Source organism: Polaribacter sp. Hel1_85 (assembly GCF_000766795.1).
Lineage (GTDB): Bacteria > Bacteroidota > Bacteroidia > Flavobacteriales > Flavobacteriaceae > Polaribacter.
Map to the genome: position 1 here is coordinate 26442 of NZ_JPDS01000004.1, position 26690 is coordinate 53131.

Here is a 26690-nt window from a genome sequence, read left to right on the forward strand (position 1 = left end):
TATAATTTATTGCTGGCAAATAGCTTACTTGCGAAAATCCTCTCGGATTTTCTTGGTTAGTGTTTTATTTATTAACTTTATTCCTTAAAACCGCAACAAACCATACAAAACAACGTTGTGTACAATTTAAGAAACGACCGAAAATACATTGAATAATTTGAAAAAAATATTAGGAATAATCATATTGCTGATTCTACAATCGTGCTATTTCGGAGCTGGATTAGTAGAAAAGGAAATTACGGACGACTATTTTTTATTTGCAAATAATTCACTTGACGAAATGAGTATTTGGTTTCACGCTGAAAAATATTCTAATCGACTAATTGTACCTGAAACAGTTTTTGCATTAGGAGAAAACGGAGATTTTATTATTGCAAAAAGTCATCCAAAAAATCTTAAAAGCGGAATTAATAAAAGTGTTACATATTATCATATCATAGAAGTTGACAAAAAAAGTACTGAACAAAGTCCAAATTTGACTTTAGAACAATTTGAGAATAAAAGAAAAGAACTGAATATTCCGAAAAATTTGGATTTTGAAATTGTTTACGAGGAATTAAAATAGAAATATATTTGAAGAGAACAGCCATAAATATTAAAACTGAAAAATGGAATGAAATAATCTCTGAATTAAGAAAAAGAGGTTGGATTGTTACTGCTAAATATTACGGTTTTGACGCTGGAATTGATGATGATTTTTTGATTTTAAGAAAGGGATTTAAAAAAATATTGTTTGGTTGGACTAATTGGTTTGAGGGAGAAATAAAATGCAATGACCGAATTTTTGAATATTTAGAATCTGAACTAAAACTGGAATTTGAATATGGAAAACCCACAAGTCTTAAACCACTTGTAATTTCAACATACAGAATTCAATCTTTGCCATTATTTCTCGTGAAAAAACTGAATTTATTAAAGAGTTGAAAATAAAAAAACTGTACACAACATCGTATAAACTTTATTGCTGGTTTTAGCTCACTTGGGAAATTCCTCCGGAATTTCTCCGTTCGTGTTTTATTTACTAAATTCACTGCTTAAACAACGCAACAAAGCTTATACAACAACGTTGGCAAACATTTAATCACTCAAACCTGAAATAAGAAAACTAATAAATGTACATATTAAATAAAAACCAACTTAGAGTAAGTGAGCAATATCTTAAGAATGGAAACATAAAAAAAAGATTAAGTGGAACAAGACTAATTTTACTTCAACATTTTCTTCCTGATTCAGAACAATTTGTTAATTTATTAGCACAAACTGGTGCTGATATATTTAAACTTATAGCCAAACCTTATTCACTTGACAAGTCAGTTTATGCTAGATTATCAAAACTTTATGATGTTGAGGTTGGAGATTATGATAAATTTGACAATACAGATTATTTAGACAAATTAATACAATTTGCTATTCAAAAATCAAAATTAGATGGATTACCAATCCTAATTTTAGAAGTTGGTGGTTATTTCTCTGAAGCTCTAAAAAGGTTAAACTCTGAAGATTCTAAATATATAAAAGGGGTTGTAGAAGTTACAACTTTTGGATATAATAAATATTTAAAAACCTGTAACGAAACAGAAGTGCCTATTTACTCAGTTGCTAGAAGTCCAATAAAATCAATTGAAGCAAGATATGTTGGACGTTCTTCTGTATTGGCTGTAAATCAAGAATTTAGAAAAATAGGAGTTTCAATAGCAGGAAGAAAAGCCTTAGTTATAGGCTTTGGAATGATTGGGAGAAGTGTGGCAGAGGCTTTAAAATCTCACAACGTAAATGTTAGTGTTTATGACAAAAAAGAGTTTGCAAAACTAAATGCCTATACATTAGGATACTTGATTAATAATTCTAAATATGAGTTATTAAAAAACGCAGATATCATTTTTTCTGCAACAGCTAATCGAGCTTTATCGTACGAAGATATTGAGCATTGTAAAAATGGTGTAATATTAGCAAGTGCAGGATCAAGGGGAAATGAATTTGATGTCGAAGGCTTAAAAAATAATTCAATGGAATCTGAAAAGATTTCTGAGAATATTGATAAGTATAAAATTTCGACAAATAAAGATGTTTTCTTAATGAGAAACGGAACAGCTGTTAATTTTATTATTAAAAGTTGTCCTGATGAAATTGTAGATTTAATTCACGCAGAAGTTTTGGTTTGTGCAAGTATTCTACTAAATGAAAATAGAAAGAGAACCAAAATTGGAATTGTGAATGAAACACCTTTTGAGGAATTACATAAAATATCCAAAGATTGGTTAAAACACGTATTATAAATAGTAAAAACGATTTGCCAACACCGTATAAAAATAATTGCGGTTTAATGCTAAAACAAAGGTCGTTGCGTGTTTGTAACGTCTGATTTTCCTTCGGAAAATCCTCGCATACAAACCCGCAACTATTCTTATACATAAACGTTGCAAGTAATAGCGGAAATCACTCAAACTGAAAAAATTTGCGGTTAAAAACTCTAAATTTAAAAGCGGAACAATGAAATTTTAAAAAGTGGAACACTCTCTCGCTCGTGAAATTTTGTAGAAATCTGAAAGTTTGAGAATTTTATAAAAAGGAATCAATTTAAACTCTGAAAATCAAAATTGCGGAATTTTCACTCAAACGTGAATTTAGCAAGTTTGTGGAATTTAACAAAATGTGAAATCACTCAAAATCTGAAAATAAGAATTGCTGAAAATCTCTCAAACGTGAAATTATAAACTTGTTGGAATTCTCACTCAAAATTTGAATTTTTGAAATTGGAAAAGTGAAATAAAATGGAATTATAAACTGAAAAAAAACTACTACTTGCAACACCGTGTAATAAAAATTGCTTAATTTTAGCTTAATCAAAAGTTGTTGCTTTTTTAATCACTTTCTATTTTCCTACGGAAAATAGCCGTTCTTAAAAATCGCAACTTTCAATACACAAACTCGTTGCCAAAAACTGTGCTCACTCAAATTCTGAAAAAAAATACAGTTTGAAATCCTTGAATTTAAAAGCAAAAAAATGGAATTTTAAAAAGCGGAACACTCTCTCGCTCGTGAAATTCAATGTGTTGAATTTACTCAAACTCTGAAAAAATAAAATGCTGAATTCTTACTCAAGCTTTGAATTTAGAAAGTTTACGGAATTAAGCAAAATGTGGAAAATCAGAATTGCGGAAAACTCACTCAAACTCTGAATTCTAAACTTGTGGAATTTCCACTCAAATGTTGGATTTTGGAAAACTGAAAAAATTAAAAACAAAAAATTGTGAATATAAAAAAACAGCTATTTGGCAACACCGTGTATAAAAAATTGCTACTTTTAGTTTAAATTAAAAGTTGTTGCATTTTTGCAAACTTCTGAATTTCCGTTGGAAATTCCTCGTTCACAAAAATCGCAACTTTCCATAACACAAAACCGTTGCCATTCATTGCGGAACGCACTCAAAACGAAAAAACTAAACAAAAAAAATATGAACAATAAGACTTTATTTTTAATAGCAGGAATTATAACTGCTCTTGTATTTATAGGATACCTTTCTGAAACAGAACCTCATAATATGTTTGGATATACAATAAACATTTGGATTGTGAGACTTGCTTGGTTAATAATTGCAGTTTCTAATTTTGCTAATTATTTCAAATTAAAAAAAGCCGAAAAGAAATAGGAACTGAAAAATAAAACCGAACTGAATGCGGAATTTAGCAACTTGTGGAATTGTTTACTAAATCGGAATTGAAAAAGTTTGCGGAATAAATCGCTAACCGAATTCACTCAAACGCTGGAAAGAATAAAAAAACGGAATTAAGCCGAATAAGAATAAGTCGGAATAAAAAAAACGAAATGGCAACACCGTATAAACTTTATTGCTGTTTTTGGCTCACTTGGGAAATTCCTTCGGAATTTCGCCGTTCGTGTTTTATTTAGTAAATTCACTACTTAATCAACGCAACAAAGCTTATACAACAACGTTAGCAAATATGGGCAAAATCACTCAGACGCTTTAAAAAAGTCGTTTAAAACAATGATTTTTCATTAAACCAAAACTCAAAAATGGAATTAAAAATATAGAATTTTGAAAAAATCAAAAAAAGGAAAAACTAAAATACTGAACAGTCTTTCGCTCGTGAAAAATTATTGTGTGAATTTTAGCAAGTTTGCGGAATTATAAAACGTGAGAATTTATTCAAACTGGAAAAACATAAATTGCGGAATTAAGCAAAATTCGGAATTTAAAATCTTTGCGGAATTCTTACTCAAACTCTGAATTTTGAAAAGTTGGAAAAACAAAAAATTGTGAATTATAAACTGAAAAAAAACAACATTTGCTAACACCGTGTACTAAAAATTGCTTAATTTTAGCTTAATCAAAAGTTGCTGCTTTTTTATTCACTTTCTATTTTCCTGCGGAAAATAGCCGTTCACAAAAATCGCAACTTTTATTACACAAACACGTTGCACCTAATTTACGGAATGAACTTTCCTGAAATAGGTTGACTAAAAATTAAGCAATTAATTACAGTCACTTATGAAAACAAAAAATGAACACTGGCGAAAAAAAAGCTATCAAAAAGTAACTTTAGAAACCAAACTTTTAGTCGTTGACCAAATTCTTAACGGACAACTATCCAATAACCAAGCTTCAAAAAAATATGATGTTCCTAGAACAACCATTACCTATTGGTTAAGAAAATACAGTACCTTAGTACAACAAAATACAGGTATGAGTAAAAACGATGAAATTAAAAAGCTAAAGGAAAAGATTGAAGAACTTGAGTTTCAAAAAGACTTCCAACAGGACATTATCGCTGATATGGAACTTATTACAGGCGTTGATATGTCAAAAAAGTCATTACCCAAAACATTAGCAAAAGAGATAGAGCTAAAGAAAAAGGCACGTATAAAAGAAAGTGGCTTTATGGATGTTTTGGGGTTAGCAAACAAGCCTTCTACAAAAGACTCAAAGTACAACGAAAACAAGAAGTAGACCATCAAAAACTAATCAAATTAGTTAAGCAATACCGCAAAAAAGTAGGTTCTAAAACTGGTGGAATAAAACTTTATGCTGAGCTTAAAAAAGACTTTATAAACGCTGATATTAAGATAGGTAGAGACAAATTCTATCGATTCCTCAGACTTAATAATCTTTTGATTCCTAAAACTAAAAATTACATCACAACGACAAACTCAAACCACATGTACAAAAAATATAAAAACCTGGTTAAAGACCACGTGCCTACTCGACCTGAACAACTTTGGGTAAGCGATATTACATACATTAAAACCGAGAATGGACATAATTACCTCGCCTTAGTAACAGATGCCTATTCTAAGCAAATTATGGGGTATAAAATAGATAACCATATGAGAACATCGCTTTGCAGTGATGCGCTTGCTATGGCTATTAAAAACAGAAAGTATCACAATCAAAAAATTATTCATCATTCGGATAGAGGTTTTCAATACTGTAACCCTAAATACACAGCATTTGCTGAAGAAAATGGAATTATAATAAGTATGACTGAACAATACGATCCCTATGAAAACGCTGTAGCTGAACGAATTAATAGAACTTTGAAATATGAATATGGTTTAAAACAAAACATTAAAAACACTGAATTAGCACAAAAAATGACAGATCAAGCCGTCTATATTTATAACAATTTGAGAACTCATTTTAGCATAGATCTCAGAAAACCTGCTGAAGTCCATCTAAATCCTAACATCAAATACAAATCCTATCGAAAAAATAATGTAAATTTACCTGAACTTAAGATTTAACAACAGAACTAGTTCAAACTATTTTTTGCCTTCTAAACGGCTAAAAAAAATTGTTTGAACGGTATAAATTAAACTAAAAAAAGGTCAACCTATATCAGTATAATACAGAATGAAAAAAATTACACCATTTATCTTACTTATTTTATCAATTCAGATATTTTCTCAAAGTCAAGAAATTGAACCAACTTTTTATTCTGAAATTTCTGAAATAGTTTCATCAAAAGATTATTTCAAAGTTAAATTTGGAAACCCTGAAACTATTATAGTTCTTGACACTACTTTTGCATATTCATCAAAAATTTTGACTGAAAAAATAGTTTATGATTTTAAAACTAAAAATAGAATTGAAATTGAAAAATTCAAACAATCTGAATTATCAGCAAAAGAACTAATCGATTTAGATTCTAAAAATAGAATTATAAATTACAAAGGAAACATAAAATATAATAGTGGAAAATGGTATGAAACTTTAGTTAAATACGAATACAAAAAAAAGAAAAAGATTAAGAAAAAAATAAATGATGCTGGAGAAGTATATCTTAAATATATTGTTTTTTATGACAAACTAAATTTTCCAATCAAAATTGAAAGTACGATTGTTGGAACAGAAGATACAAGAATGCAAGTGGTAAATTATGACTATAAAAATAGTAAGTTTACTTTAATGGAATTTAATTATCAAGGAAAATTAGAAAACGAAACAAAAGGCAATTTTAATCAAAAATATATTGTTAAAACTAATAAAATGAATGATCCAACTGAAATGTATTGGATTTTAACAGATATTAAAGAACCATATTTTCACGAATTGAATTATAAATATGACTCAAATGGAAATTGGATTGAATTTATAAAGGTTCTCAGAAAGCCAAATGGAGAAAAGGAAACACTTCAGAAAGTTTTTAGAGAAATAAACTATAAAAACTAGGTGCAACACCGTGTATATTTTATTGCTTTCTTTTAGCCAACTTACGAAAATCCTCGCGGATTTTCTATTCAGTATTTATTTGCTAAATTTACGCTAAACCAACGCAACAAAGCATACACAAACACGTTAGCTGTAATACCAAAAACGAGAAAAAAGAACTATAAAAATGAATATACAAACATTACATTCAAAAATTTACACAGTTGGTCGAATTACACCGACTGGAGTAAAACTCTTAGGAACTTGTTTTCTTATAAACAAATCAGGCCTATTAGCTACAGCTTCACACGTTACTGATAATGACCCAACCAATTTAGTCATATTTGTTTCAACTAACACTGATTTGACAACTTATCAGGACACTTCTAATAATGGTGGAAATACAATTCCAGTAAACATTTTTAAAGTAGACCCAATACGTGATATTTGTATTTTAAAGGTTAATCAAAATGTTTTATCTGATTTAGTGTTAGGTAGTAGTGATGATGTCAATGTTTCTGAAAATTTAGGCGTTATTGGATATCCTCATTGCGTAAATGGAAGAAACGTTTTAACATATCAAAATACTGTTTTAGGTGCAAAAGTTCTTATTGAGGCATCAGGAATTAAGTCAAAACATCTCATATTGAACATCCAAACTCGTCCTGGTCAATCCGGAAGTCCAATCTTTAGATTATCAGACTCTAGAGTTGTTGCTATGATTATTGGTTCATATGTACCAAATAGTAATGGAAGAACTTCAATTGGTGGAATTGACCCACAAACTCTTCATCAAACAACACACGCTGTGTCCGTAGAATACATTTTAAATATGATTTAATTATGGAAGAATTCAATATATTATTAAATTCAACAGAAAGTGAAATTTTAGATTCACTAGACAAATTTCAAGCAGATATTTTACAACAGTTCCTAACTGATACGTCAAATAATTATACAGAAAGTGCAGACAAATGGTTGACAGCTACTACAGCAAATACATTTCAATTTGGTGGAGAACAAGGTAAAACTAAAATATATATAGAAAAAGTTTTAGATGAAATTGAAAAATTTATATGTGGTAATGAGGACTATGCAGAAGAAAGAAAGGAAATTGGAGAAAGCACAGATAAAACAAAAGAATATCTTATCGGAGTTATGTCTACAGCCATAGGACAAACAATGGGAGTTGCAGGAGCTTTTATTGCACCAGTTATAGCATTATTAATTATGAGCATTGGTAAAATAGCTGTAAATGCTTGGTGCGCGATGAGACAAGAGATGAAAGCCACATAAGAAAGTACTACAGCTAACACCGTGTATAATTAATTGCTGGTTTTAGCCAATTTACGAAAGTCCTCGCGGACTTTCTATCTGTGCTTTATTTACTAACTTTAGTGCTTGAAACACGCAACTAATCATACACAGCAACGTTGTAACAAATTGATTTCAATAATTTTAAGTGGAAGAATTTATTTCAAATTTCAATACTAGAAGAGCTATCTTAAATTATTTAGGAGAAACTTTAAGATGGATTTATGGAAGTATATGGAGAACTATTTTGAAAAAAGAAAAATTTAAATATTCAGAATATATATACGGAATAAAGAAATCGAAAAATCACTATGATTTATGGGGGCACAAAATGAATAATAGAGTTATCGCTGTTGTTTTCATTCTTTTATCTTTCTTCTTTTTAAACTTTTTTAATTTATAAAATTATGTCAGCTTCAGGAGGATCATTCGGAATTATTATTAAAGCATTTTCAGACTATATATCTGAAAAAGTTTTTAAGGCTGAAACAGTTGAAGTGAGTCAAGAAATCTTAAATAAACAACTTCAAAACAATTCAAATTTAGACATTGAAAGTTTAACTAAACTATCCCTAACAAAACTAGAAAAGGAATTAAAACCTATTGACTATAGAATAGTTGACAATTGTTTAGAGTATATATATCACGAAAATAAATCTGAAAAAATTAATAAGCGAATACTTGAAATTATTGAAATACTCAACAAGCAACACTCTGAATTATCTGTTCAAAGAAATAATATTGAAAATTCAATCAAACACGATAAATAAAAAACCGAAAAAAAACTTGTTACAACACCGGCTAAACTTAATGCGGGTTCTGTGCTTTCTCAAAAGTTTGTGTATATTTACTAAGTCGCCAAATCTTGTTGATTTGGCTTTGTGAAACCAAAGAAACAAATCCAAACAAAAAGCTTCGGCTTAGTACGTGTTCGAAAATCTTGTCGATTTTCAACCCCGCACAAAGCCTAGCCAAAACCGTTGTACGTAAGCTGCCAAAATCACGCTAACAACCAATAAACTGAATGAATTTCACCCAGATATATACAACTCGAAAACTTGAAAAGACAATTGCGAAATCGATTGTGGAAAAAAACGAAACTGAAAATAAAATATTGGGCGAATGGGTTGCGACCATTTTTTACGTGGATAGAAAAAAATGTTGGCTAATTGTAAACAAACTGACCAAATATTTGTTAATTCTATCAGATATAAAAACATCTGAATTGAATAACATAACTCGAATTTTTACAGAAACGCTTCATTCTCAATTTAAAAATGATGGAATTGAAATCGGTTACGAAACTTTGAAAGGAATAATTGGCGAAATAAAACTGTGCGAAACGAATAATGACCGAAGTGCGAATGGTTCGTTAAATAATTGTATATTCAGCATAGAACATTGGAAAATAGAATACGGAAGTTTTGAAAACTTACCGTTTAGAAAAATAAATAGCGGGTTGAATAGCTCGCCGAATAAAATATTGAAATGGAAATATCCGAAAGAAGTAATGAGCGAAACAATAAAAGCCTACGTACAACAACGTGTATATTCAATTGCTAGCTTCTAGCCTACTTGGGAAAATCCTCGCGGATTTTCTATTCAGTAATTATTTGCTAAATTTAATGCTTAAACCACGCAACTGAAACATACACAATCACGTTGGGCTTCATTTCTCACTCGAACTCAAAAAAATGAAAAAGAAGATAATTATTGCATTTTTTTTAATATTTATTATTCCAATTGGAATAATAATTTCGAAGTTTAATAAATTTAAAAATGAGCCGTATCAGAAAACTCCTTTTTTTGATTTATTTGTAGCTAAATCTTTCCACAAAGAAGATAAGGAAAGACCTTGGGAAGAGTTTTGGGACAACAGTTGGAATTACGTTTCCGAAGAAAATAAAAGACCAGTTGAATGGATTACAAATCCGAAAGATTTTGAAAAATTAGATTCAGTATATTTAGGTTTAAAAAATACCACAAATGAAAAATTCTATTATGTAACTTGGGGAAAACCTAACTCAAGAATTAGAAAAAATTTTTTAGTTTATAAAAATGGAGAAATTGACACAATTCCTTTTGGAGGTTTTGGTTGTGGAACAGGAATATATATTGCTCCTTTGAAAAGTGGAGAAATTGCAGGCTCAAAATTTTTGAATCCACTTTTGTTTAATCCATTTACGAATTATTTTTTACCTTTAAAAAACAGAAGATTTCCTCAATTATTTAAAGAGATATATGGAGATTCAGTTGCCATAAAATATGAACAAGCAACTTATAGCTTACCTTGGAATAAATTTCCTTCCCAAATGATAGAATCAAAGGAAATTATAATCTCGACTGAAAAAATTATTGAAAATTGGAAAAAAGGAGATTATAAATTAAGTCCAGAATTTGAAAAAGAAAATGAACAAGCTTTTTACATTAAATATAAAGGAGATTATGAATTAAGTTCTATTTATGAAAAAAAGGAAAAACCGAATAATTGAAAACTGAAAATAAAAACGAAAGCCCAACACCGTATAAACTTTATTGCTGGCTTTTTGCTCGCTTGCGAAAGTCCTCGCGGACTTTCTTGGTCAGTAATTATTTAGTAACTTTACTGCTAAACCAACGCAACAAAGCTTATACATCAACGTTGCAAGTAATAGCGGAAATCACTCAAACTGAAAAAATTTGCGGTTAAAAACTCTAAATTTAAAAGCGGAACAATGAAATTTTAAAAAGTGGAACACTCTCTCGCTCGTGAAATTTTGTAGAAATCTGAAAGTTTGAGAATTTTATAAAAAGGAATCAATTTAAACTCTGAAAATCAAAATTGCGGAATTTTCACTCAAACGTGAATTTAGCAAGTTTGTGGAATTTAACAAAATGTGAAATCACTCAAAATCTGAAAATAAGAATTGCTGAAAATCTCTCAAACGTGAAATTATAAACTTGTTGGAATTCTCACTCAAAATTTGAATTTTTGAAATTGGAAAAGTGAAATAAAATGGAATTATAAACTGAAAAAAAACTACTACTTGCAACACCGTGTAATAAAAATTGCTTAATTTTAGCTTAATCAAAAGTTGTTGCTTTTTTAATCACTTTCTATTTTCCTACGGAAAATAGCCGTTCTTAAAAATCGCAACTTTCAATACACAAACTCGTTAGCAAACATTTCGCGCGTGTCAACAATTTCAAGGCTTTTACCAAGTTCTGTACTTATTTGCTTCAGAAAACTTAGTTGGAATTTAAAGCTGAATATAAAAAAACATTACGCTGGAATTTTTTACTCTTGCGGAACGTTACATACGAATTTCGGCTTACCCGATTTCTGATCATTACATCAATATTATAGCAATACTCAACTTTTGGCTGATAAGCGCAATGGCAAAACGTACGGCTGAACTGTTCGCAGTTTAAACAAATTGAAATTATTTGTTTAAATCAACCGATTTTGATGTCACGAAAATTAGATATAAAACAAAACTGATTCTCTTTGCGGAAAAGAACGGAATAATAATTCGGAGATTTTTTTTGATATTTAAGTAAAAAATGAAACAACGTCTGAAAAACAAATCGTCCGGAAATACACAAAGGAGTAGCACGTAAAAAGAAAAAACGTTAGCTAACACTGTATATAATTTATTGCTGCTTCTCGCCTACTCACGAAAAGCCCTTCGGCTTTTCTATTTCGGTAATTATTTGCTAACTTACTCGCTGAAACAACGCAACAAATCATATACAAAACCGTTAACTACAAGTTTGCCAGACCAATAAACATCCTTCAAAGATTGATACATTTTAACTTCCAATATTAGAAAATCACTCTGTGGAATCACTCAATCTGAAAAGTATTGTGCATAATAAATAGACCTATTATTATTTAGATTTTAAAAGATTAATCGAGCAAACCAAGAAACAGCTCACTCTACTCTGTTTGAATTTTAAAAGAACCAATTAATTTTTTAGATTAAAAAGATTGATTTAGAAAACCAACTCTGAAAAGAAACGTGTATCGTTACGGCTGAACTGTGCGTGATTGAACTAAAACGACCAAGATAATTTAAGATTAAAAAGATTGATTTAGAAACCAACTCTGAAAAGAAACGTGTATCGTTACGGCTGAACTGTACGCGATTGAACTTATCGGAATTGATACTGAACAAGAAAACGGAACAAAATCCTAAAACTGTTGATTGACTTTTGAGGACATAAGATTGTTTTGGTAAAACTTTGGAAATCTGATTACCTAATAAACAGAAAAACCTGTAGTTAACAACGTGTATAATTAATTGCTAGGTTCTCGCTTACTTACGAAAAGCCCTTCGGCTTTTCTATTCCGTTTTTATTTGCTAAATTTAGTGTTTAAACCACGCAACTAACCATACACAAAACCGTTTAATACAAGAAAAATCCGAAAATGAATGAACTTTTTGAATTAAATTCTGAAAACCTAAAAAAAGGATATTTTTGGATTACAGGAGTTTTGAATTTTATTTTCGTTTTATTTTTAGCTTTTTTTTATTCCGAATTATCTTTAAAATGGATAATTATTATCTTTTTCGGAACTTCAATTTTAGCTCCATTTTTTATATTATCTGTTTGGAGTTATGAATGGTTTTCTAATAGACGAAACTATAATCGAATTTATTCTAAAAATCCATATAATAACCTGAAACAAATCGGATTTGATAATCGTGCTAAATCTTTAATTAACACAAATGGAATGGTTGATTATGTTCATTTTTCAAAATTTAATAATTGGGAAATCTATTTTGGAATTGGTTTATTAAAACCAAAAATAGTAACTTTTAGCATTAATGGAAAAATTCCTGACTTGAAAAAAGCTCAAAGCGAATTTGGGAAATTAAAAACTGAAAAAATAAAAATAGATGAATATGGAGTTTTTTGGGAAATTAATACAAAAAAGGAAAATTTGGCTACAATAGAATGTATTGAAAATAAACTAATCAGTATGGTTAAAATAGCTGAAAAATTAAATTGCGAAAAGACAATAACATCTGAATATGAAAAGTACTAAACACAACACCGTGTATAAAAAATTGCTTATTTTTAGCTTAAACAAAGTTAGTTGCATTTTTGTAAACTTCTATTTTCCTGCGGAAAATAGCCGTTCACTTTAAACGCAACTTTCCATAACACAACAACGTTGCAAAAAACTGGGCGAAAAATTAATCCGCAAACAAAAGTTCTTTAAAACAGCTTATTCTTTTAAAGTTTGAAAAACTAAAAATTGCGAAAAAAACGGGAAAATATATTTGCGGAACACTCTCTCGCTAATCAAAATTCTGAATGAATTTTGTTCGTTTTTGGAATTTTGGAATGTTGAAAAAAAGGAAAATTAAACTGAATTTATTGTGTTTGAAAAGAAAAAAATGGAATTTATTCAAGCTGGAAAATTAATTTTGTGAAATTTGAACAATTTCGGAATTGAATTTCATTGTGGAATTATAAATTGAACTCGGATTTTTTAAAAACTGAAAATTGGAAAAACAAAGTTTTGGAAAAATAAAAAACACACATTTTGCAACACTGTGTATAAAAAATTGCTATTTTTAGCTAAAACAAAGTTTGTTGCTTTTTTAATCTTGTCTTAATTTTCCTTCGGAAAATCAGCCAATCTTAAAATCGCAACTTTTCATAACACAAAACCGTTGTAGCACATTAAAAATCAGAATCCTAAATGAATTTCAATGAACTAATAGAAAACCATAATAGTTATCAAATTAAGCTAAAAGATTATGAAAATAAATGGTTCATTTTCAAAAATAGCAAAATTTCAATTTGGGAAACATTTCATTTAAAAGGCTGGTACGAATCTCTTGTTGTAAAAAATTATTCTAATGCCAAACAGGCTTTTTCCGACTGCGCAAAAGCAGATATATATTACTACGATTTATTTAAGAACAATGTTGGTACAGATTTATTCTCTTTTGGCAGAACTCACGTCTTGATAACAGCATTATCTGATAATCAAGAGGCAATAAAAGACTATTCAAAAATTGATTATGAAATACCTTATAGAGGAAAAAAGAAAGTAAAATTTAGTGAATTAGTATCAAGAGGAGAAGACCATATTTATTGTGATATAATTATAAAAGCAATGAATAAAAATTTAGATGCTGTGGCTAAAGACATTGAAATAATGAAAAGCAAATGCTTAACAAAGAAAAAGAATCAATGGATGGAATTAGACCTTCGATTTTTTGAATCAATAATAAATAAAGATAAAGATTCTGCTTTTGAGGTAATAAATATTCTTGCTACTAAAGAACATAAAAAACGGAATAAGCATTCTTGGATATACAAAGATTTAATCTCTCAACCTGCTTTAGGATTTGCGAAAATTCTATGGATAAATGGAATTGAGTTAGAGTTTGATAATAAGTTTGTAATTAATGAACTACTTCCTATTAAACCGATTGGTAATTATGAAGATAATATTGGTCTATTAATTAATAAAATGACTCTACAATCGGAAAGTGAAATCTATAATGGAAGAAAACTAAGTGAAGACGAATATAATCGAAGATATTAAAAAAAACGTGCTACAACATTGTATATAAAAAATTGCTATTTTGTGCTTAACCAATGTGAGTTGCTTTGTTTGCTTGCATCTGATTTTCCTTCGGAAAATCCTCGCACACAAACACGCAACATTTCATATACGTAACCGTTAGCAAATATGGGCGAAATCACTCAGACGCTTTAAAAAAGTCGTTTAAAACAATGATTTTTCATTAAACCAAAACTCAAAAATGGAATTAAAAATATAGAGTTTTGAAAAGATCAAAAAAAGGAAAAACTAAAATGCTGAACAGTCTCTCCTCGTGAAAAATTATTGTGTGAATTTTAGCAAGTTTTCGGAATTATAAAACGTGAGAATTTACTCAAACTGGAAAAACATAAATTACGGAATTAAGCAAATGCGGAATTTAAAATCTTTGCGGAATTCTTACTCAAACTCTGAATTTTGAAAAGTTGGAAAAACAAAAAATTGTGAATTATAAACTGAAAAAAAACAACATTTGCTAACACCGTGTACTAAAAATTGCTTAATTTTAGCTTAATCAAAAGTTGCTGCTTTTTTATTCACTTTCTATTTTCCTGCGGAAAATAGCCGTTCACAAAAATCGCAACTTTTATTACACAAACACGTTGTACAACATTTTAAAAATGAACTTTCCTGAAATAGGTTGACTAAAAATTAAGCAATTAATTACAGTCACTTATGAAAACAAAAAATGAACACTGGCGAAAAAAAAGCTATCAAAAAGTAACTTTAGAAACCAAACTTTTAGTCGTTGACCAAATTCTTAACGGACAACTATCCAATAACCAAGCTTCAAAAAAATATGATGTTCCTAGAACAACCATTACCTATTGGTTAAGAAAATACAGTACCTTAGTACAACAAAATACAGGTATGAGTAAAAACGATGAAATTAAAAAGCTAAAGGAAAAGATTGAAGAACTTGAGTTTCAAAAAGACTTCCAACAGGACATTATCGCTGATATGGAACTTATTACAGGCGTTGATATGTCAAAAAAGTCATTACCCAAAACATTAGCAAAAGAGATAGAGCTAAAGAAAAAGGCACGTATAAAAGAAAGTGGCTTTATGGATGTTTTGGGGTTAGCAAACAAGCCTTCTACAAAAGACTCAAAGTACAACGAAAACAAGAAGTAGACCATCAAAAACTAATCAAATTAGTTAAGCAATACCGCAAAAAAGTAGGTTCTAAAACTGGTGGAATAAAACTTTATGCTGAGCTTAAAAAAGACTTTATAAACGCTGATATTAAGATAGGTAGAGACAAATTCTATCGATTCCTCAGACTTAATAATCTTTTGATTCCTAAAACTAAAAATTACATCACAACGACAAACTCAAACCACATGTACAAAAAATATAAAAACCTGGTTAAAGACCACGTGCCTACTCGACCTGAACAACTTTGGGTAAGCGATATTACATACATTAAAACCGAGAATGGACATAATTACCTCGCCTTAGTAACAGATGCCTATTCTAAGCAAATTATGGGGTATAAAATAGATAACCATATGAGAACATCGCTTTGCAGTGATGCGCTTGCTATGGCTATTAAAAACAGAAAGTATCACAATCAAAAAATTATTCATCATTCGGATAGAGGTTTTCAATACTGTAACCCTAAATACACAGCATTTGCTGAAGAAAATGGAATTATAATAAGTATGACTGAACAATACGATCCCTATGAAAACGCTGTAGCTGAACGAATTAATAGAACTTTGAAATATGAATATGGTTTAAAACAAAACATTAAAAACACTGAATTAGCACAAAAAATGACAGATCAAGCCGTCTATATTTATAACAATTTGAGAACTCATTTTAGCATAGATCTCAGAAAACCTGCTGAAGTCCATCTAAATCCTAACATCAAATACAAATCCTATCGAAAAAATAATGTAAATTTACCTGAACTTAAGATTTAACAACAGAACTAGTTCAAACTATTTTTTGCCTTCTAAACGGCTAAAAAAAATTGTTTGAACGGTATAAATTAAACTAAAAAAAGGTCAACCTATATCAGTATAATACAAAAGAAGAACTCAAAAGAACAATTTCGGAAAAATGAAAAAACGGATTTTTAAAATAATAAGTGTAATAATCGGATTTGTTTTGATTTTAGGCTTCTATACTAATTCTTCGTCTTTTATTGAAAAACAAGACTGGAAATACGCTGAAGGAACTCATATTGGAGATTGGTTAGCAAAAAACTCTATTGAAATTAACAATGGAATAATTGAAACAAATCAAGGAAAAGCGAAAATAGTTTTCTGTTATGGAAAAGAATTAATAATAGAGAATATTGAAACTAAAGAGAAAGGATATTACATAAACAAAAGCTGAATTAAATGATTTTACTTTTTATCATTGGAATTTCTTTAATTCAAATTGGATTGTATTATTTGAATGATAAATACAGAACTAAACTTCCGAATTTTATAATTCTATTGGTTTTACTAATCTGTTACTTTTTTGTTTTTCCAAAATTGTTTTATCCAGAACCAAGAACAGACGGAATTAATTGTGGAATGCCAATACTCGGAATAACACTCGGATTTTGGATTTTCGGAACAATAGCAGGAATTGCGACACATATAATTTGGAAAATAAAAAAACGAAAAAGCACTAAAGCACAACAACGTGTATAACTAATTGCTGGTTCTGTGTGTACTCGGAAAATCCTGCGGATTTTCCTCTGGTTCGTTTTCTTTTAGTATTTTAGACCTAGCCAACGCAACTAGCCATACACAAGACCGTTGCCAACAATATGAAGAAAACCCAAAAAAGGAAGATATTTAAACGAATATTTTTTGTTCTGACAATTTCAGGACTTCTTTTTTTGCATTTTTATGTACCAAGATTTATAACTGAAATTAAGAATCCTCTCATACAATTAATTAAAGGAAATTATTTAATTACAGCAGTTCCAATTTTTGAAAATAATGAACTAAATGGAAAATACATTAACTTTAATTCATTTGACAATGCAAAATTGTCAAGTTATTTAACTTACTCAAGTTTAGATTCAGTAAAAGGAACAATCATTTTATTACACGGAATTAGGTCTAATAAAGAAAGTTTTATTGAATTGAGTAATAAACTATCAAAACTTGGTTTCAATTCAGTAGCATTAGATTCGAGGGCTCACGGACAAAGTGGTGGAACACATTGTACTTTCGGAGTAAAAGAGAAAAAAGATATTTCTGAATTAATTAATGTTTTATCAGAAAAAGAAGGAATAACTGAAAATATTGGAGTTTGGGGACAATCTTTAGGAGGTGCTATTGGTTTACAAGCTCTTGGAAATGATAAACGAATTAAGTTTGGAATAATAGAAAGTACGTTTTCCGATTTTAAAACAATAACAAATGATTATTTTAACTATCACGCTGGATTTAATATTAGACCTTTAACTAATTATTTGGTTTATAGAGCCGGACAAATTGCTGAATTTGACCCAGACGAAGCAAAACCAATTAAATATTGTGAAAACATTGAACAGCCTATTTTAATTGTTCACGGAAATAAAGACAAAAGAATCAATATTCAATATGGTAAAGATAATTTTTCAAAAATCTCAAGTACAAAAAAAGAATTTATAGAAATAAAAAATGCTAATCACTTGAATGTCTGGAAAACTGGAGGAGATGAATATTTTGAAAGAATAATAAAATTTATAAAAGAAAATACTGTTGGCAACACCGTATAAAATTAATTGCTGGTTTTAGCCTATTTACGAAAGTCCTCGCGGACTTTCTATCTGTGATTTATTTGCTAACTTTAGTGCTTAAAACACGCAACTAATCTTATACAACAACGTTACCTGCAATTAAAAAAAACCAAAGAAAGAAGTGAAATATTTAGTTCTATTAATAATATTCAGTCTTATTGGGTGCAATTTTGTGAAAAAGAAAAATAATTTGAATAAAAAAAAATTAACTTCTGAATTAATAAATATCATTGGAAATAATCCTGATTGTGGAATTTACGAAATAATTAATTCTGAAAGCGAAAACCCAATTGAATGGAATATTAAACCGACTACTTTAAAGATAATACCAAAAGGAGAAGGTCATTATCTTGTAAAGGCTTACAAAATAGAAAAAACTGGAATATATAAATCTGCATACATTAATGTAAACACTCCTGAACGAATAGTTGACTTTGTGATATATAACTTGGAAAAACCTCAATATTCTTATGCATATGATACTATGAATATAGAAGTAATTCCAGCAATAGCCTCTGAATGTTTTGGTTCTTACGAGGTCTATTATTCAAGATACAATCCTGAATTATCAATAGAAATATTAAAACAAGGTTTAGAAATAAGTAAAGAAAAAAGTGTTATTGCCGAAGATTTAGGCTATATTTTAATAGATGAAAACAGACATAAAGAAGCATTGAATTATTTTCTAATATCAGAAAAAAATGGAATTTCATCCGAATTCATAATTGAAGAAATAGAAAATATTTATCGAACTTTAGGAAATATTGAAAAGGCTGAATATTATAAATTAAAATTGGAAAAAATAAAAACTGCAGGTAACACCGTGTATAAAAAATTGCTAAATTAGTGCTTAAGTAAAAGTTGCTCCTTTTTTGTAAACTCCTATTTTCCTTCGGAAAATAGCCGTTCACTTAAAACGCAACTTTCAATACACAACAACGTTGTGTGCAAGTTAAGAACGAAACTATGATAAAATCATCAAGATATATAATAGCAATAATCTGTTTAATTGTAATAATATTACGATTGATTTATCCTGACCTTAATTTTGACCTTATTTCATTATCACTTCTTGCAATTGCAACATTAGCAATACTAATAAATAAGCCTGAAAAAATACTTGAAAAAACTAAAAAATAAAATTAGGAAGTTTTGAATTGGAACTTCAAGAACTTAATAAAAAAATAGAAATAATTGAGGAAAAAACTACAGCGGAAAAAAATGAACAAAGAGGCCTTAATGCGCCTGAAGTTGAAACAAAAGAAACTGAATTTGAAATTTCAACAGAATTATCAACTAATATTTTAAAATTGTCAATTGAAATTGAGAAAACATTAAAGGAGATTTATGAACTTGGATTTCATTCAGAAGAAAAAATACCAATTTCAGTTTTTAAATTAATTGAGAAACTTAATGAAGGGAGAATTATTGATAATGAAACATCAGACTTATTAAAAAGTTTTTGGAATTTAAGAAACAAAACTGTTCATAATCATAATTTTGAAATTGAGAAGAAAGAATTTATTTCATTTACAGATGTTGGAATTAGAATTTTGAGAATATTAAAAATAATTAGGAATAATAAATTGGACGGAAAATTACCACATTACGGATTGAATTAAAAACCTGCACACAACACCGTGTAAAAAAAATTGCTGGTAAAAGCCTACTTACGAAAATCCTCTCGGATTTTCTTGGTTCGTGTTTTATTTACTAACTTTAGTTCTTAAACAACGCAACTTTCCTTACACAACAACGTTGCCATTAATTTGAGAAAAGAACTGTGATTAAAGAAAATTCAGGGAAAATATATAGATTCAAGCTTGACCACAATTTCGGATTTGGATTTGCGGAAATTTATGACTTTACTGATTTTTCGGAATTTGACGGTAGAATTATATATGCATTCAACCGTATTGATAAAGAAGAAAAATCCGAATACGATTTAAAAACAATAACGGAATCTGGAATTTCATTAGGTCCGATAAGGTCTGTAAGTTTTCCTGGAACAAGAGGCAAATATGCGACAAAATATATCGGACAAAGAACCGATTTGATAATCAACGAAATTCCAGTAACTAAAGAATTTCACGGTTTACTAATAAATGAAAACAATTGGAACAATTTAAAAAAATGGTATCGTTCGGATAAATTTGAGAAATTGCATTCCAACTTTGTAAATTACAGCGAATTGAGAAATTTAGAAACACGAGTTTTAAGCTCAATTGTCGGAATTGCAACGCAATTGACAATGAAAAAAATCATAGATGAAAACAAAAAGGTATCTGATTTTTATGACTTAAGCCTAATGGGAAATTTAAATTTATTTGTTCAACTAATTAATACATATTATCCGATTGAAAAAACGGAAAAGCTATTGACCGAAATAAAAAACTAATGGCAACAACGTATAAAAATAATTGCTATTTTGTGCTTAAACAAAGGTAGTTGCGTATTTGCTACATCTGAATTTCCTGCGGAAATTCCTCGCACGCAAACACGCAACTATTCTTATACAAAACCGTTAGCACCAATTGAAATCAAGAATAACAATAAATTCCGAAAATGCCGTATAAATGTCGTAGAGAAGTCTCTATAAAACGAGAATTTATGGAATATTTTTACGAGACAAATTAAACTAAATTAAAGATGACTGAAATCGGAAAAAGAATAAAAGAAATAAGAATAAAAAAAGGTTTATCACAGGAAGAATTGGCTGAATCCTCTAAAGTAAACCTAAGAACAATTCAACGAATTGAAAATAATGAAACACAACCAAGAGAAAAAACTCTTAAACTTATTTTTAGCGCATTAGAAGTCGAAGTAATTAAGAGTGAAAAGAAAAAAATTGATAAATATCAGATTTGGACATTATTTTTGACATTACTTATAATTATTTGTTCATTTATGGCTTGGGTTTATGAGTTTAAATACTTTAACAATAAGACTGGTGAGAATATATATAGAAAAGTTACAGGTTGGAATGGACACATAAATCTTAGACATTATCATTTTCAAAATTGGATATTAAGTCTTAGTGCAATAATTATTGGATTAGTCGTTTTAAGTCATTCTTTAAACCTAATAAAATACAAAATGAAATATATTTTAATACAAATATTCTTTGTGTTCTTATATTTAATAGCATTATTAGATGGGGAAAGAGGTCAATTAAGACCAGCACTATTTGTTGTCATTATTGCATCGGTTTTGTTAATAATAACATATCGAAAAGAAGGAAAAAAAACTGGTGCTAACACCGTATAAAATTAATTACTGGTTTTAGCCTGTTTACGAAAGTCCTCGCGGACTTTCTATCTGTGATTTATTTACTAACTTTAGTGCTTAAAACACGCAACTAATCTTATACAACAACGTTGGCATTCATTAAAAATAGAACTTAATGTTAAATGAAATTATCAAAAAAATAACAGAAGAGTATTCTGTTTTGTCAAATGAAACAATTGATAAATGGAAAGAAAATATAAAAGTTTTAGAATTTAAAAAAGGTACTCAATTAGTCAAAGAAGAGAAATTTACGAACAAATTATATTTTATTTACAAAGGAAGTGCAAAAGCATATCACTTAAAAGACGGAAAAATAATTACAGATTGGTTTGCTTTCAATAATGAATTTATTTGTGCTATAACAGGTTATTTCTTAAAAGAACCAAGTGAGCATTGTATTGAACTAACTGAAAACAGCATTATATTAGAGTTTGAACGTGAGAAATTGACAGAACTATCAAATAAATTTCACGATTTTGAAAGGTTTTCAAGAAAAATCATAACAAAAATAATGCTTCAACTTCAAAAAAGAGTTGTGTATCTTCAATTCTCAACTGCAAACGAACGTTATCATTTCCTTCTAAAAGAATATCCTAAAATAGAGTTACACATCCCATTAGGAGATATTGCCTCATATATTGGTATAACACAAGAAACTTTAAGCCGAATAAGAGCAAAGAAATAGCCGAATTTGATTTATATCAAAAGTTTTGAGCTATTTTATTAAGAGTTTTGTGAGAACAACCAAATGAAGATATAATGGACATCAAAGAAAATTGGCAACTTATTAAAAAACACTTTAATGTAAGTTTTAAAACAAGTTTATCCGTTTCAATAGCATCTGTTGACAAGATAGTATGCCAACAGTAACACCAATAGGAACATTGTTTTTAAATAAAGACCAAACAGCGTTTTATTTTGAAAAATTTCCGAAAAAAATCCCCGAAAATGTTAAAACAAATAAAAATGTCTGCGTTCTAGGAGTTAATAGCAGCAAATGGTTTTGGATAAAAGCACTTTACAAACTGAAATTTAGTGCATATCCCGCGATTAGACTTTATGGAGAATTAGGCGAAAAAAGAAAAGCAACAGAAATAGAAATTTCAAGACTAAATAGACGAATGCGAACAACCAAAGGCTTAAAAGGGAACACATACCTTTGGGGAAATATGGAATTTGTGCGTGAAATAAAATTCATAAAAGCAGAAGGAATAAATATAGGGAAAATGTCAGAAATGTTTCATAAATGAAAATGAACTTAAAAAAACTACACTACTTCTCTGGAATTACCATTTCAATTTTCATAGGACTACACTTACTTAACCATTTTTATAGCCTTTTTGGAGCAGAAGCCCATATTGAACTAATGAATGATTTAAGAATTATTTATAGAAATGTACTTGCTGAAACTATATTACTTCTTTCCGTTGTAATTCAAATTTTTTCAGGAATAAAACTGTACCGTAAGAAACGTAAAACAGAATCTGATTTAAATGACAAACTACAAAAATGGACAGGGCTATATCTTGCTTTTTTTTTGTTATTCCATATGGGTGCAGTTTTATTTGGCAGGTTGATTTTGGAGTTAGATACTAACTTTTATTTTGGAGTTGCTGGACTAAATACATTCCCTTTAAATTTGTTTTTCATCCCATATTATGGACTAGCAATAATTTCATTTTTCGGGCACATTTCAGCAGTTCATTCAAAAAAAATAAAAAGTAAAATAGTTGGAATTGAACCAATTAAGCAATCCTATGGAATTTTGATTATTGGAATAATTTTAACCTTAGTTATATTATTTGGGCTGACAAATGGATTTAATGGGGTGGAAATACCAAAAGAATATGATGTAATGATTGGAAAATAAAAACAAAATGAAAATACAACTTATTAGGAACGCAACTTTAAAACTTAACTACGCAGGAAAAACAATGTTAATTGATCCAATGCTTTGTTCAAAGGAAACATTTGAACCTTTTGTTAAAGGTTTAAAAAGAAATCCAATAGTAGATTTAAACATTCCAGTTAATGAAGTTATCAGTAATCTTGACGCTGTATTGGTAACACATTCTCACCCCGACCATTTCGATCAACTTTCAGGAGAGTTATTGCCAAAAGGAGTGAAATTATTTAGTACACCAGTTGATAAAAATTTTTTCTTAAAACAAAAGTTTTCAAATGTTGAAATAATAGACAATAAAACTACTTGGAAAAACATCACAATCACAAGAATAGAAGGGAAACATGGAAGTGGTTCAGTTCTTCCTTATATGGGACAAGTATCGGGGTTTATTTTGCAATCAGAAAACGAACCAACAATTTATATTGTAAGTGATAGTATTTTAAATAATGAAGTAAAGAAGGCCGTAGAGGTTTTTAAGCCTGAAATCATTGTTATAAATGCTGGTGGTGGAATCATTCCAGGTTTTGAAGATTATCCTGTTTTAATGGACGAAAAACAAACGATAGAATTAACAAAAATAGCACCTGAATCTAAGGTAATTGCTGTTCATTTAGATTGTATTGACTTTTGTAAAACAACAAGAAAGTCCTTAAGAATATTTGCTTCAGAAAAAAGTTTATTAGATAATCAATTATTGATACCTAAGGATGGCGAAACTCTAACCTTTTAGATTAATGAAGAAAATAACGAAATGCCAACACCGTGTATAAAAAATTGCTTATTTTTAGCTTAACCGAAGGCAGTTGCATTTTTACTCACTTCAATTTTCCTGCGGAAAATAGCCGTTCATAAAAATCGCAACTTTCCATAACACAACAACGTTACCTGCAAGCTCCGAAAAAAGCCAAACTCCGAATACATATGATAAAAGTTTATTTTGATTGGAATGTTATGTCACAAATGAAAAACGGGAACCACAAAGAACTATTTAAAATTGTGAATAATAACAAGTTTTTATTCAAACCTTTTTCCACTTCTCATATAAGTGATATACTTTCAAGTTTTAAAGATACCAAAGAGCAATTAGATTATATAAATTCAGATTTAGACTTTATTACACAACTTACTGAAAACTATTGTTTTTATAATAATAGGGACAAAACTATTTTAAATTATTACGACCCAAAAGAACTATTTCAACAGAGAATTGATGAAAAAGATTTATTTAAAGATATAAGTTTAAATGGATTAGAAAATATTTTCAAAGAAAATGAATTAACTAAAGATTTAGGAAAAATTTACATAGACCAACTAAAATCAATTCCTTTAGACAAAGCTTTAATAGATGCATTTAAAAATCCAGAAAGTTCAGAAGAAATGGAGAAAATGTTTCCTGGTTTAAAAGATAATCTCACAATGGAAGGTTATTTTAATGCTTTTAGTAAAATGAATTTAGGTCTTAATGAAAGTGATGATTATAAAAAATTAAGAATTCAGATACAGTCAGCTATAGGAATAAATAGAGATAGCCTATTCAATTCTAAAAATCCTTATAAAGATATTGATAATGCATATAAGAAATTAGGTGTTCCAAATAACCAACAATCTCTAGAAAACAAGTATTCACCTGATTGGTTTAATGAAATTACGAATGAATATATTTCTCTTGATATGCATGGATATCAAGAAGATAAAGTAAATATAAAAAAAGGAAGAAAAGAAACATTTTCAAATACAACAGAAGATAGTTTTCATTCTGCTTTTGCTTCAATCTGTAACTTCTATGTAATCAATGATAATAAATCTTATAATAAATGTAAAAAGGTTTATGAAAAGCTTGACATAAAAACTATAGTTTTAAAACCTAATGAATTTGTAGAGTATTATAATAAATACCTGAAAAAAGATGATTATTCTTCAGACCTGAATGTTGCAATCGAAATTATTAAAACTGAAAATTATGTTGAAAATAAAGTGGAGGACGGTTTATTAAGAACTTATACTTTTAATTATCGAATATTTGATTTTTTTAATAAAATCCTAATTCTATTTCCAACAGAAAAAGGGAATGAAAAACCAACAATTGTATTAAGTCAACAATCATCTAAATATAATCGAATTTATTCATTTGAGTTAACCAATTTAATTAATTCTATAATTGAAATCTATGGAATAGATATAGATAATTATGGAGAATTTAATGAAGATGAATTAAAATCAGAAAAATGGATTGGTAGAAAATGGAATTATAATAATATAGTTTTAATACTAACGAAATTAAATGGATACTTTCAATTATACTTAGATATTTAAATAGCATAAAAGCCTGCAGGTAACACCGTATATAATTTATTGCTGGCTTCTCGCCTACTTACGAAAGTCCTCGCGGTCTTTCTTGGTCAGTAATTATTTACTAAATTAGTTGCTTGAAACACGCAACAAACCATATACAACAACGTTAACTAAAACAAAATCGTAGCTGCGTTTTATAATTTCAAACTTTTCCATTTTGAAAATTTTCTTTAATTCTGAAACGGCTTCTTCTCTCCTATTTTGAGAATTTCCTCTAAAATCTGATATTGAATTTATCGTAGCTTTCAAAAAGTCTTTTAAGTGAATTTAACGGTTGGCTTCGCCGTTTTTTTATTTTGTCGTTTAAGACAATGATTTTTTGTTGAAAATCGCTTAGAAACGATAATCTTAAGTCTGTACGTATCTGAATAATCGTAACTCTCCAATAATAATTATTTGATAGATTTTCTTAATCTGATAAATAGTGTCTAGATTTCATGTTATCGTAATTCCGAGAAATTATAACTTTTTGATAAATCTATGTAAATAAATATCTTTAACATATTTTGATAAATATTTACCAGAGCAACGTGTTAGAAATTATTGTAGCTGTGTGAAAACTTAATTTTATATTGAAATTCTTATTTTAAAAAATATCATTTTAAGCATTTATTTCATGTTGAAAAAAAATGCATTAGTTAACACCGGCTAAACTTAATACGGGTTTTAGTGCTTTCTCAAAAGTTTGTGTATATTTACTAAGTCCGCCAAATCTTGTTGATTTGGCTTAGTTAAAACTAAAAGAAACAAAACCAAACAAAAAGCTTCGGCTTAGTCCGTGTTCGAAAATCTTGGCGATTTTCTTCCCGCACAAAGCCTAGCCAAAACCGTTGCACCTAATTTACGGAATGAAAAAAA

General features: G+C 28.9%; 28 protein-coding genes and 2 pseudogenes. 29 read left to right on the forward strand and 1 reads right to left on the reverse strand.

All coding sequences use genetic code 11. The features are described from left to right. Window positions 1–157 precede the first annotated feature (157 nt). The 29 genes and pseudogenes from PHEL85_RS17045 (at window position 158) to PHEL85_RS17185 (ending at window position 25793) form a co-directional block, all read left to right on the forward strand. Window positions 158–565, forward strand: a complete 408-nt coding sequence (locus tag PHEL85_RS17045) for a DUF3997 domain-containing protein (RefSeq protein WP_156109301.1) — start codon at window positions 158–160, stop codon at window positions 563–565. A gap of 8 nt (window positions 566–573) precedes the next feature. Then, the gene (locus PHEL85_RS17050; RefSeq protein ID WP_036828130.1) at window positions 574–924 is read left to right on the forward strand and encodes a hypothetical protein; all 351 of its coding nucleotides are present in this window, start codon (window positions 574–576) and stop codon (window positions 922–924) included. A 188-nt stretch (window positions 925–1112) separates the two neighbouring features. Beyond that, window positions 1113–2276 (forward strand): adenosylhomocysteinase, encoded by a 1164-nt coding sequence (locus tag PHEL85_RS17055; RefSeq protein ID WP_036828133.1) that lies wholly within the window; start codon window positions 1113–1115, stop codon window positions 2274–2276. 1179 nt (window positions 2277–3455) lie between these two features. Beyond that, window positions 3456–3650 carry a hypothetical protein gene (locus tag PHEL85_RS17060; RefSeq protein WP_156109303.1) on the forward strand — a complete coding sequence of 65 codons (195 nt, stop codon included), beginning with the start codon at window positions 3456–3458 and terminating at the stop codon, window positions 3648–3650. An 861-nt stretch (window positions 3651–4511) separates the two neighbouring features. Further along, window positions 4512–4970 (forward strand): helix-turn-helix domain-containing protein, encoded by a 459-nt coding sequence (locus PHEL85_RS17065; protein WP_036825498.1) that lies wholly within the window; start codon window positions 4512–4514, stop codon window positions 4968–4970. Beyond that, a pseudogene (locus PHEL85_RS17855) lies at window positions 4928–5764 on the forward strand (IS3 family transposase); the annotation flags it as partial. The gene PHEL85_RS17065 and the pseudogene PHEL85_RS17855, both read left to right, overlap by 43 nt. 109 nt (window positions 5765–5873) lie before the next feature. After that, window positions 5874–6692, forward strand: a complete 819-nt coding sequence (locus PHEL85_RS17075) for a hypothetical protein (RefSeq protein ID WP_036827694.1) — start codon at window positions 5874–5876, stop codon at window positions 6690–6692. Window positions 6693–6858: 166 nt separating this feature from the next. Further along, the gene (locus tag PHEL85_RS17080; protein ID WP_036828138.1) at window positions 6859–7512 is read left to right on the forward strand and encodes a serine protease; all 654 of its coding nucleotides are present in this window, start codon (window positions 6859–6861) and stop codon (window positions 7510–7512) included. A 2-nt stretch (window positions 7513–7514) separates the two neighbouring features. Beyond that, window positions 7515–7967 carry a hypothetical protein gene (locus PHEL85_RS17085; RefSeq protein ID WP_036828141.1) on the forward strand — a complete coding sequence of 151 codons (453 nt, stop codon included), beginning with the start codon at window positions 7515–7517 and terminating at the stop codon, window positions 7965–7967. A 166-nt stretch (window positions 7968–8133) separates the two neighbouring features. Next, window positions 8134–8388 carry a hypothetical protein gene (locus PHEL85_RS17090; RefSeq protein WP_036828143.1) on the forward strand — a complete coding sequence of 85 codons (255 nt, stop codon included), beginning with the start codon at window positions 8134–8136 and terminating at the stop codon, window positions 8386–8388. Between the two features lie 4 nt (window positions 8389–8392). Beyond that, window positions 8393–8755, forward strand: a complete 363-nt coding sequence (locus PHEL85_RS17095) for a hypothetical protein (RefSeq protein WP_036828145.1) — start codon at window positions 8393–8395, stop codon at window positions 8753–8755. Between the two features lie 254 nt (window positions 8756–9009). Then, window positions 9010–9555 carry a DUF6933 domain-containing protein gene (locus PHEL85_RS17100; RefSeq protein ID WP_036827700.1) on the forward strand — a complete coding sequence of 182 codons (546 nt, stop codon included), beginning with the start codon at window positions 9010–9012 and terminating at the stop codon, window positions 9553–9555. A gap of 124 nt (window positions 9556–9679) precedes the next feature. Further along, on the forward strand, window positions 9680–10477 hold the full coding sequence (locus tag PHEL85_RS17105) for a hypothetical protein (protein WP_036828147.1): 798 nt from the start codon (window positions 9680–9682) through the stop codon (window positions 10475–10477). 1919 nt (window positions 10478–12396) lie between these two features. Beyond that, complete coding sequence (locus PHEL85_RS17110) at window positions 12397–13017, forward strand: hypothetical protein (RefSeq protein WP_036828149.1); 621 nt, start codon at window positions 12397–12399, stop codon at window positions 13015–13017. 663 nt (window positions 13018–13680) lie between these two features. Further along, window positions 13681–14535: a hypothetical protein gene (locus tag PHEL85_RS17115; protein WP_036828152.1), complete on the forward strand. Its 855-nt coding sequence runs from the start codon at window positions 13681–13683 to the stop codon at window positions 14533–14535. A 693-nt stretch (window positions 14536–15228) separates the two neighbouring features. After that, window positions 15229–15687, forward strand: coding sequence for a helix-turn-helix domain-containing protein (locus PHEL85_RS17120; RefSeq protein ID WP_036825498.1), 459 nt, complete (start codon window positions 15229–15231; stop codon window positions 15685–15687). Continuing rightward, window positions 15645–16481 (forward strand): annotated as a pseudogene (locus tag PHEL85_RS17860) (IS3 family transposase); the annotation flags it as partial. The gene PHEL85_RS17120 and the pseudogene PHEL85_RS17860, both read left to right, overlap by 43 nt. A gap of 139 nt (window positions 16482–16620) precedes the next feature. Next, window positions 16621–16899 (forward strand): hypothetical protein, encoded by a 279-nt coding sequence (locus PHEL85_RS17130; RefSeq protein WP_156109305.1) that lies wholly within the window; start codon window positions 16621–16623, stop codon window positions 16897–16899. A gap of 5 nt (window positions 16900–16904) precedes the next feature. Further along, on the forward strand, window positions 16905–17204 hold the full coding sequence (locus PHEL85_RS17135) for a hypothetical protein (protein WP_036828157.1): 300 nt from the start codon (window positions 16905–16907) through the stop codon (window positions 17202–17204). 119 nt (window positions 17205–17323) lie between these two features. Further along, window positions 17324–18265 (forward strand): alpha/beta hydrolase, encoded by a 942-nt coding sequence (locus PHEL85_RS17140; RefSeq protein ID WP_081965186.1) that lies wholly within the window; start codon window positions 17324–17326, stop codon window positions 18263–18265. Between the two features lie 211 nt (window positions 18266–18476). Then, entirely contained in the window at window positions 18477–19133 is a 657-nt protein-coding gene (locus PHEL85_RS17145; RefSeq protein ID WP_036828162.1) for a tetratricopeptide repeat protein, read from the forward strand. 310 nt (window positions 19134–19443) lie between these two features. Continuing rightward, window positions 19444–19908 (forward strand): hypothetical protein, encoded by a 465-nt coding sequence (locus tag PHEL85_RS17150; protein WP_036828165.1) that lies wholly within the window; start codon window positions 19444–19446, stop codon window positions 19906–19908. Window positions 19909–20069: 161 nt separating this feature from the next. Continuing rightward, window positions 20070–20684 (forward strand): hypothetical protein, encoded by a 615-nt coding sequence (locus tag PHEL85_RS17155; RefSeq protein ID WP_036827685.1) that lies wholly within the window; start codon window positions 20070–20072, stop codon window positions 20682–20684. A gap of 251 nt (window positions 20685–20935) precedes the next feature. Next, entirely contained in the window at window positions 20936–21553 is a 618-nt protein-coding gene (locus PHEL85_RS17535; RefSeq protein WP_052108626.1) for a helix-turn-helix domain-containing protein, read from the forward strand. Window positions 21554–21689: 136 nt separating this feature from the next. Further along, the gene (locus PHEL85_RS17165; RefSeq protein WP_036827688.1) at window positions 21690–22259 is read left to right on the forward strand and encodes a Crp/Fnr family transcriptional regulator; all 570 of its coding nucleotides are present in this window, start codon (window positions 21690–21692) and stop codon (window positions 22257–22259) included. Between the two features lie 172 nt (window positions 22260–22431). Further along, window positions 22432–22824 carry a hypothetical protein gene (locus PHEL85_RS17170; RefSeq protein ID WP_052108627.1) on the forward strand — a complete coding sequence of 131 codons (393 nt, stop codon included), beginning with the start codon at window positions 22432–22434 and terminating at the stop codon, window positions 22822–22824. Window positions 22825–22826: 2 nt separating this feature from the next. Then, window positions 22827–23444 carry a hypothetical protein gene (locus PHEL85_RS17175; RefSeq protein ID WP_036828013.1) on the forward strand — a complete coding sequence of 206 codons (618 nt, stop codon included), beginning with the start codon at window positions 22827–22829 and terminating at the stop codon, window positions 23442–23444. Window positions 23445–23451: 7 nt separating this feature from the next. Next, entirely contained in the window at window positions 23452–24210 is a 759-nt protein-coding gene (locus PHEL85_RS17180; RefSeq protein ID WP_036828014.1) for an MBL fold metallo-hydrolase, read from the forward strand. A gap of 230 nt (window positions 24211–24440) precedes the next feature. Further along, entirely contained in the window at window positions 24441–25793 is a 1353-nt protein-coding gene (locus tag PHEL85_RS17185) for a hypothetical protein (RefSeq protein ID WP_036827691.1), read from the forward strand. A 105-nt stretch (window positions 25794–25898) separates the two neighbouring features. Here PHEL85_RS17185 and PHEL85_RS17865 read toward each other — a convergent pair whose 3' ends face one another. Beyond that, window positions 25899–26081 (reverse strand): hypothetical protein, encoded by a 183-nt coding sequence (locus PHEL85_RS17865; RefSeq protein ID WP_156109276.1) that lies wholly within the window; start codon window positions 26079–26081, stop codon window positions 25899–25901. Between the last annotated feature and the right edge of the window lie 609 nt (window positions 26082–26690).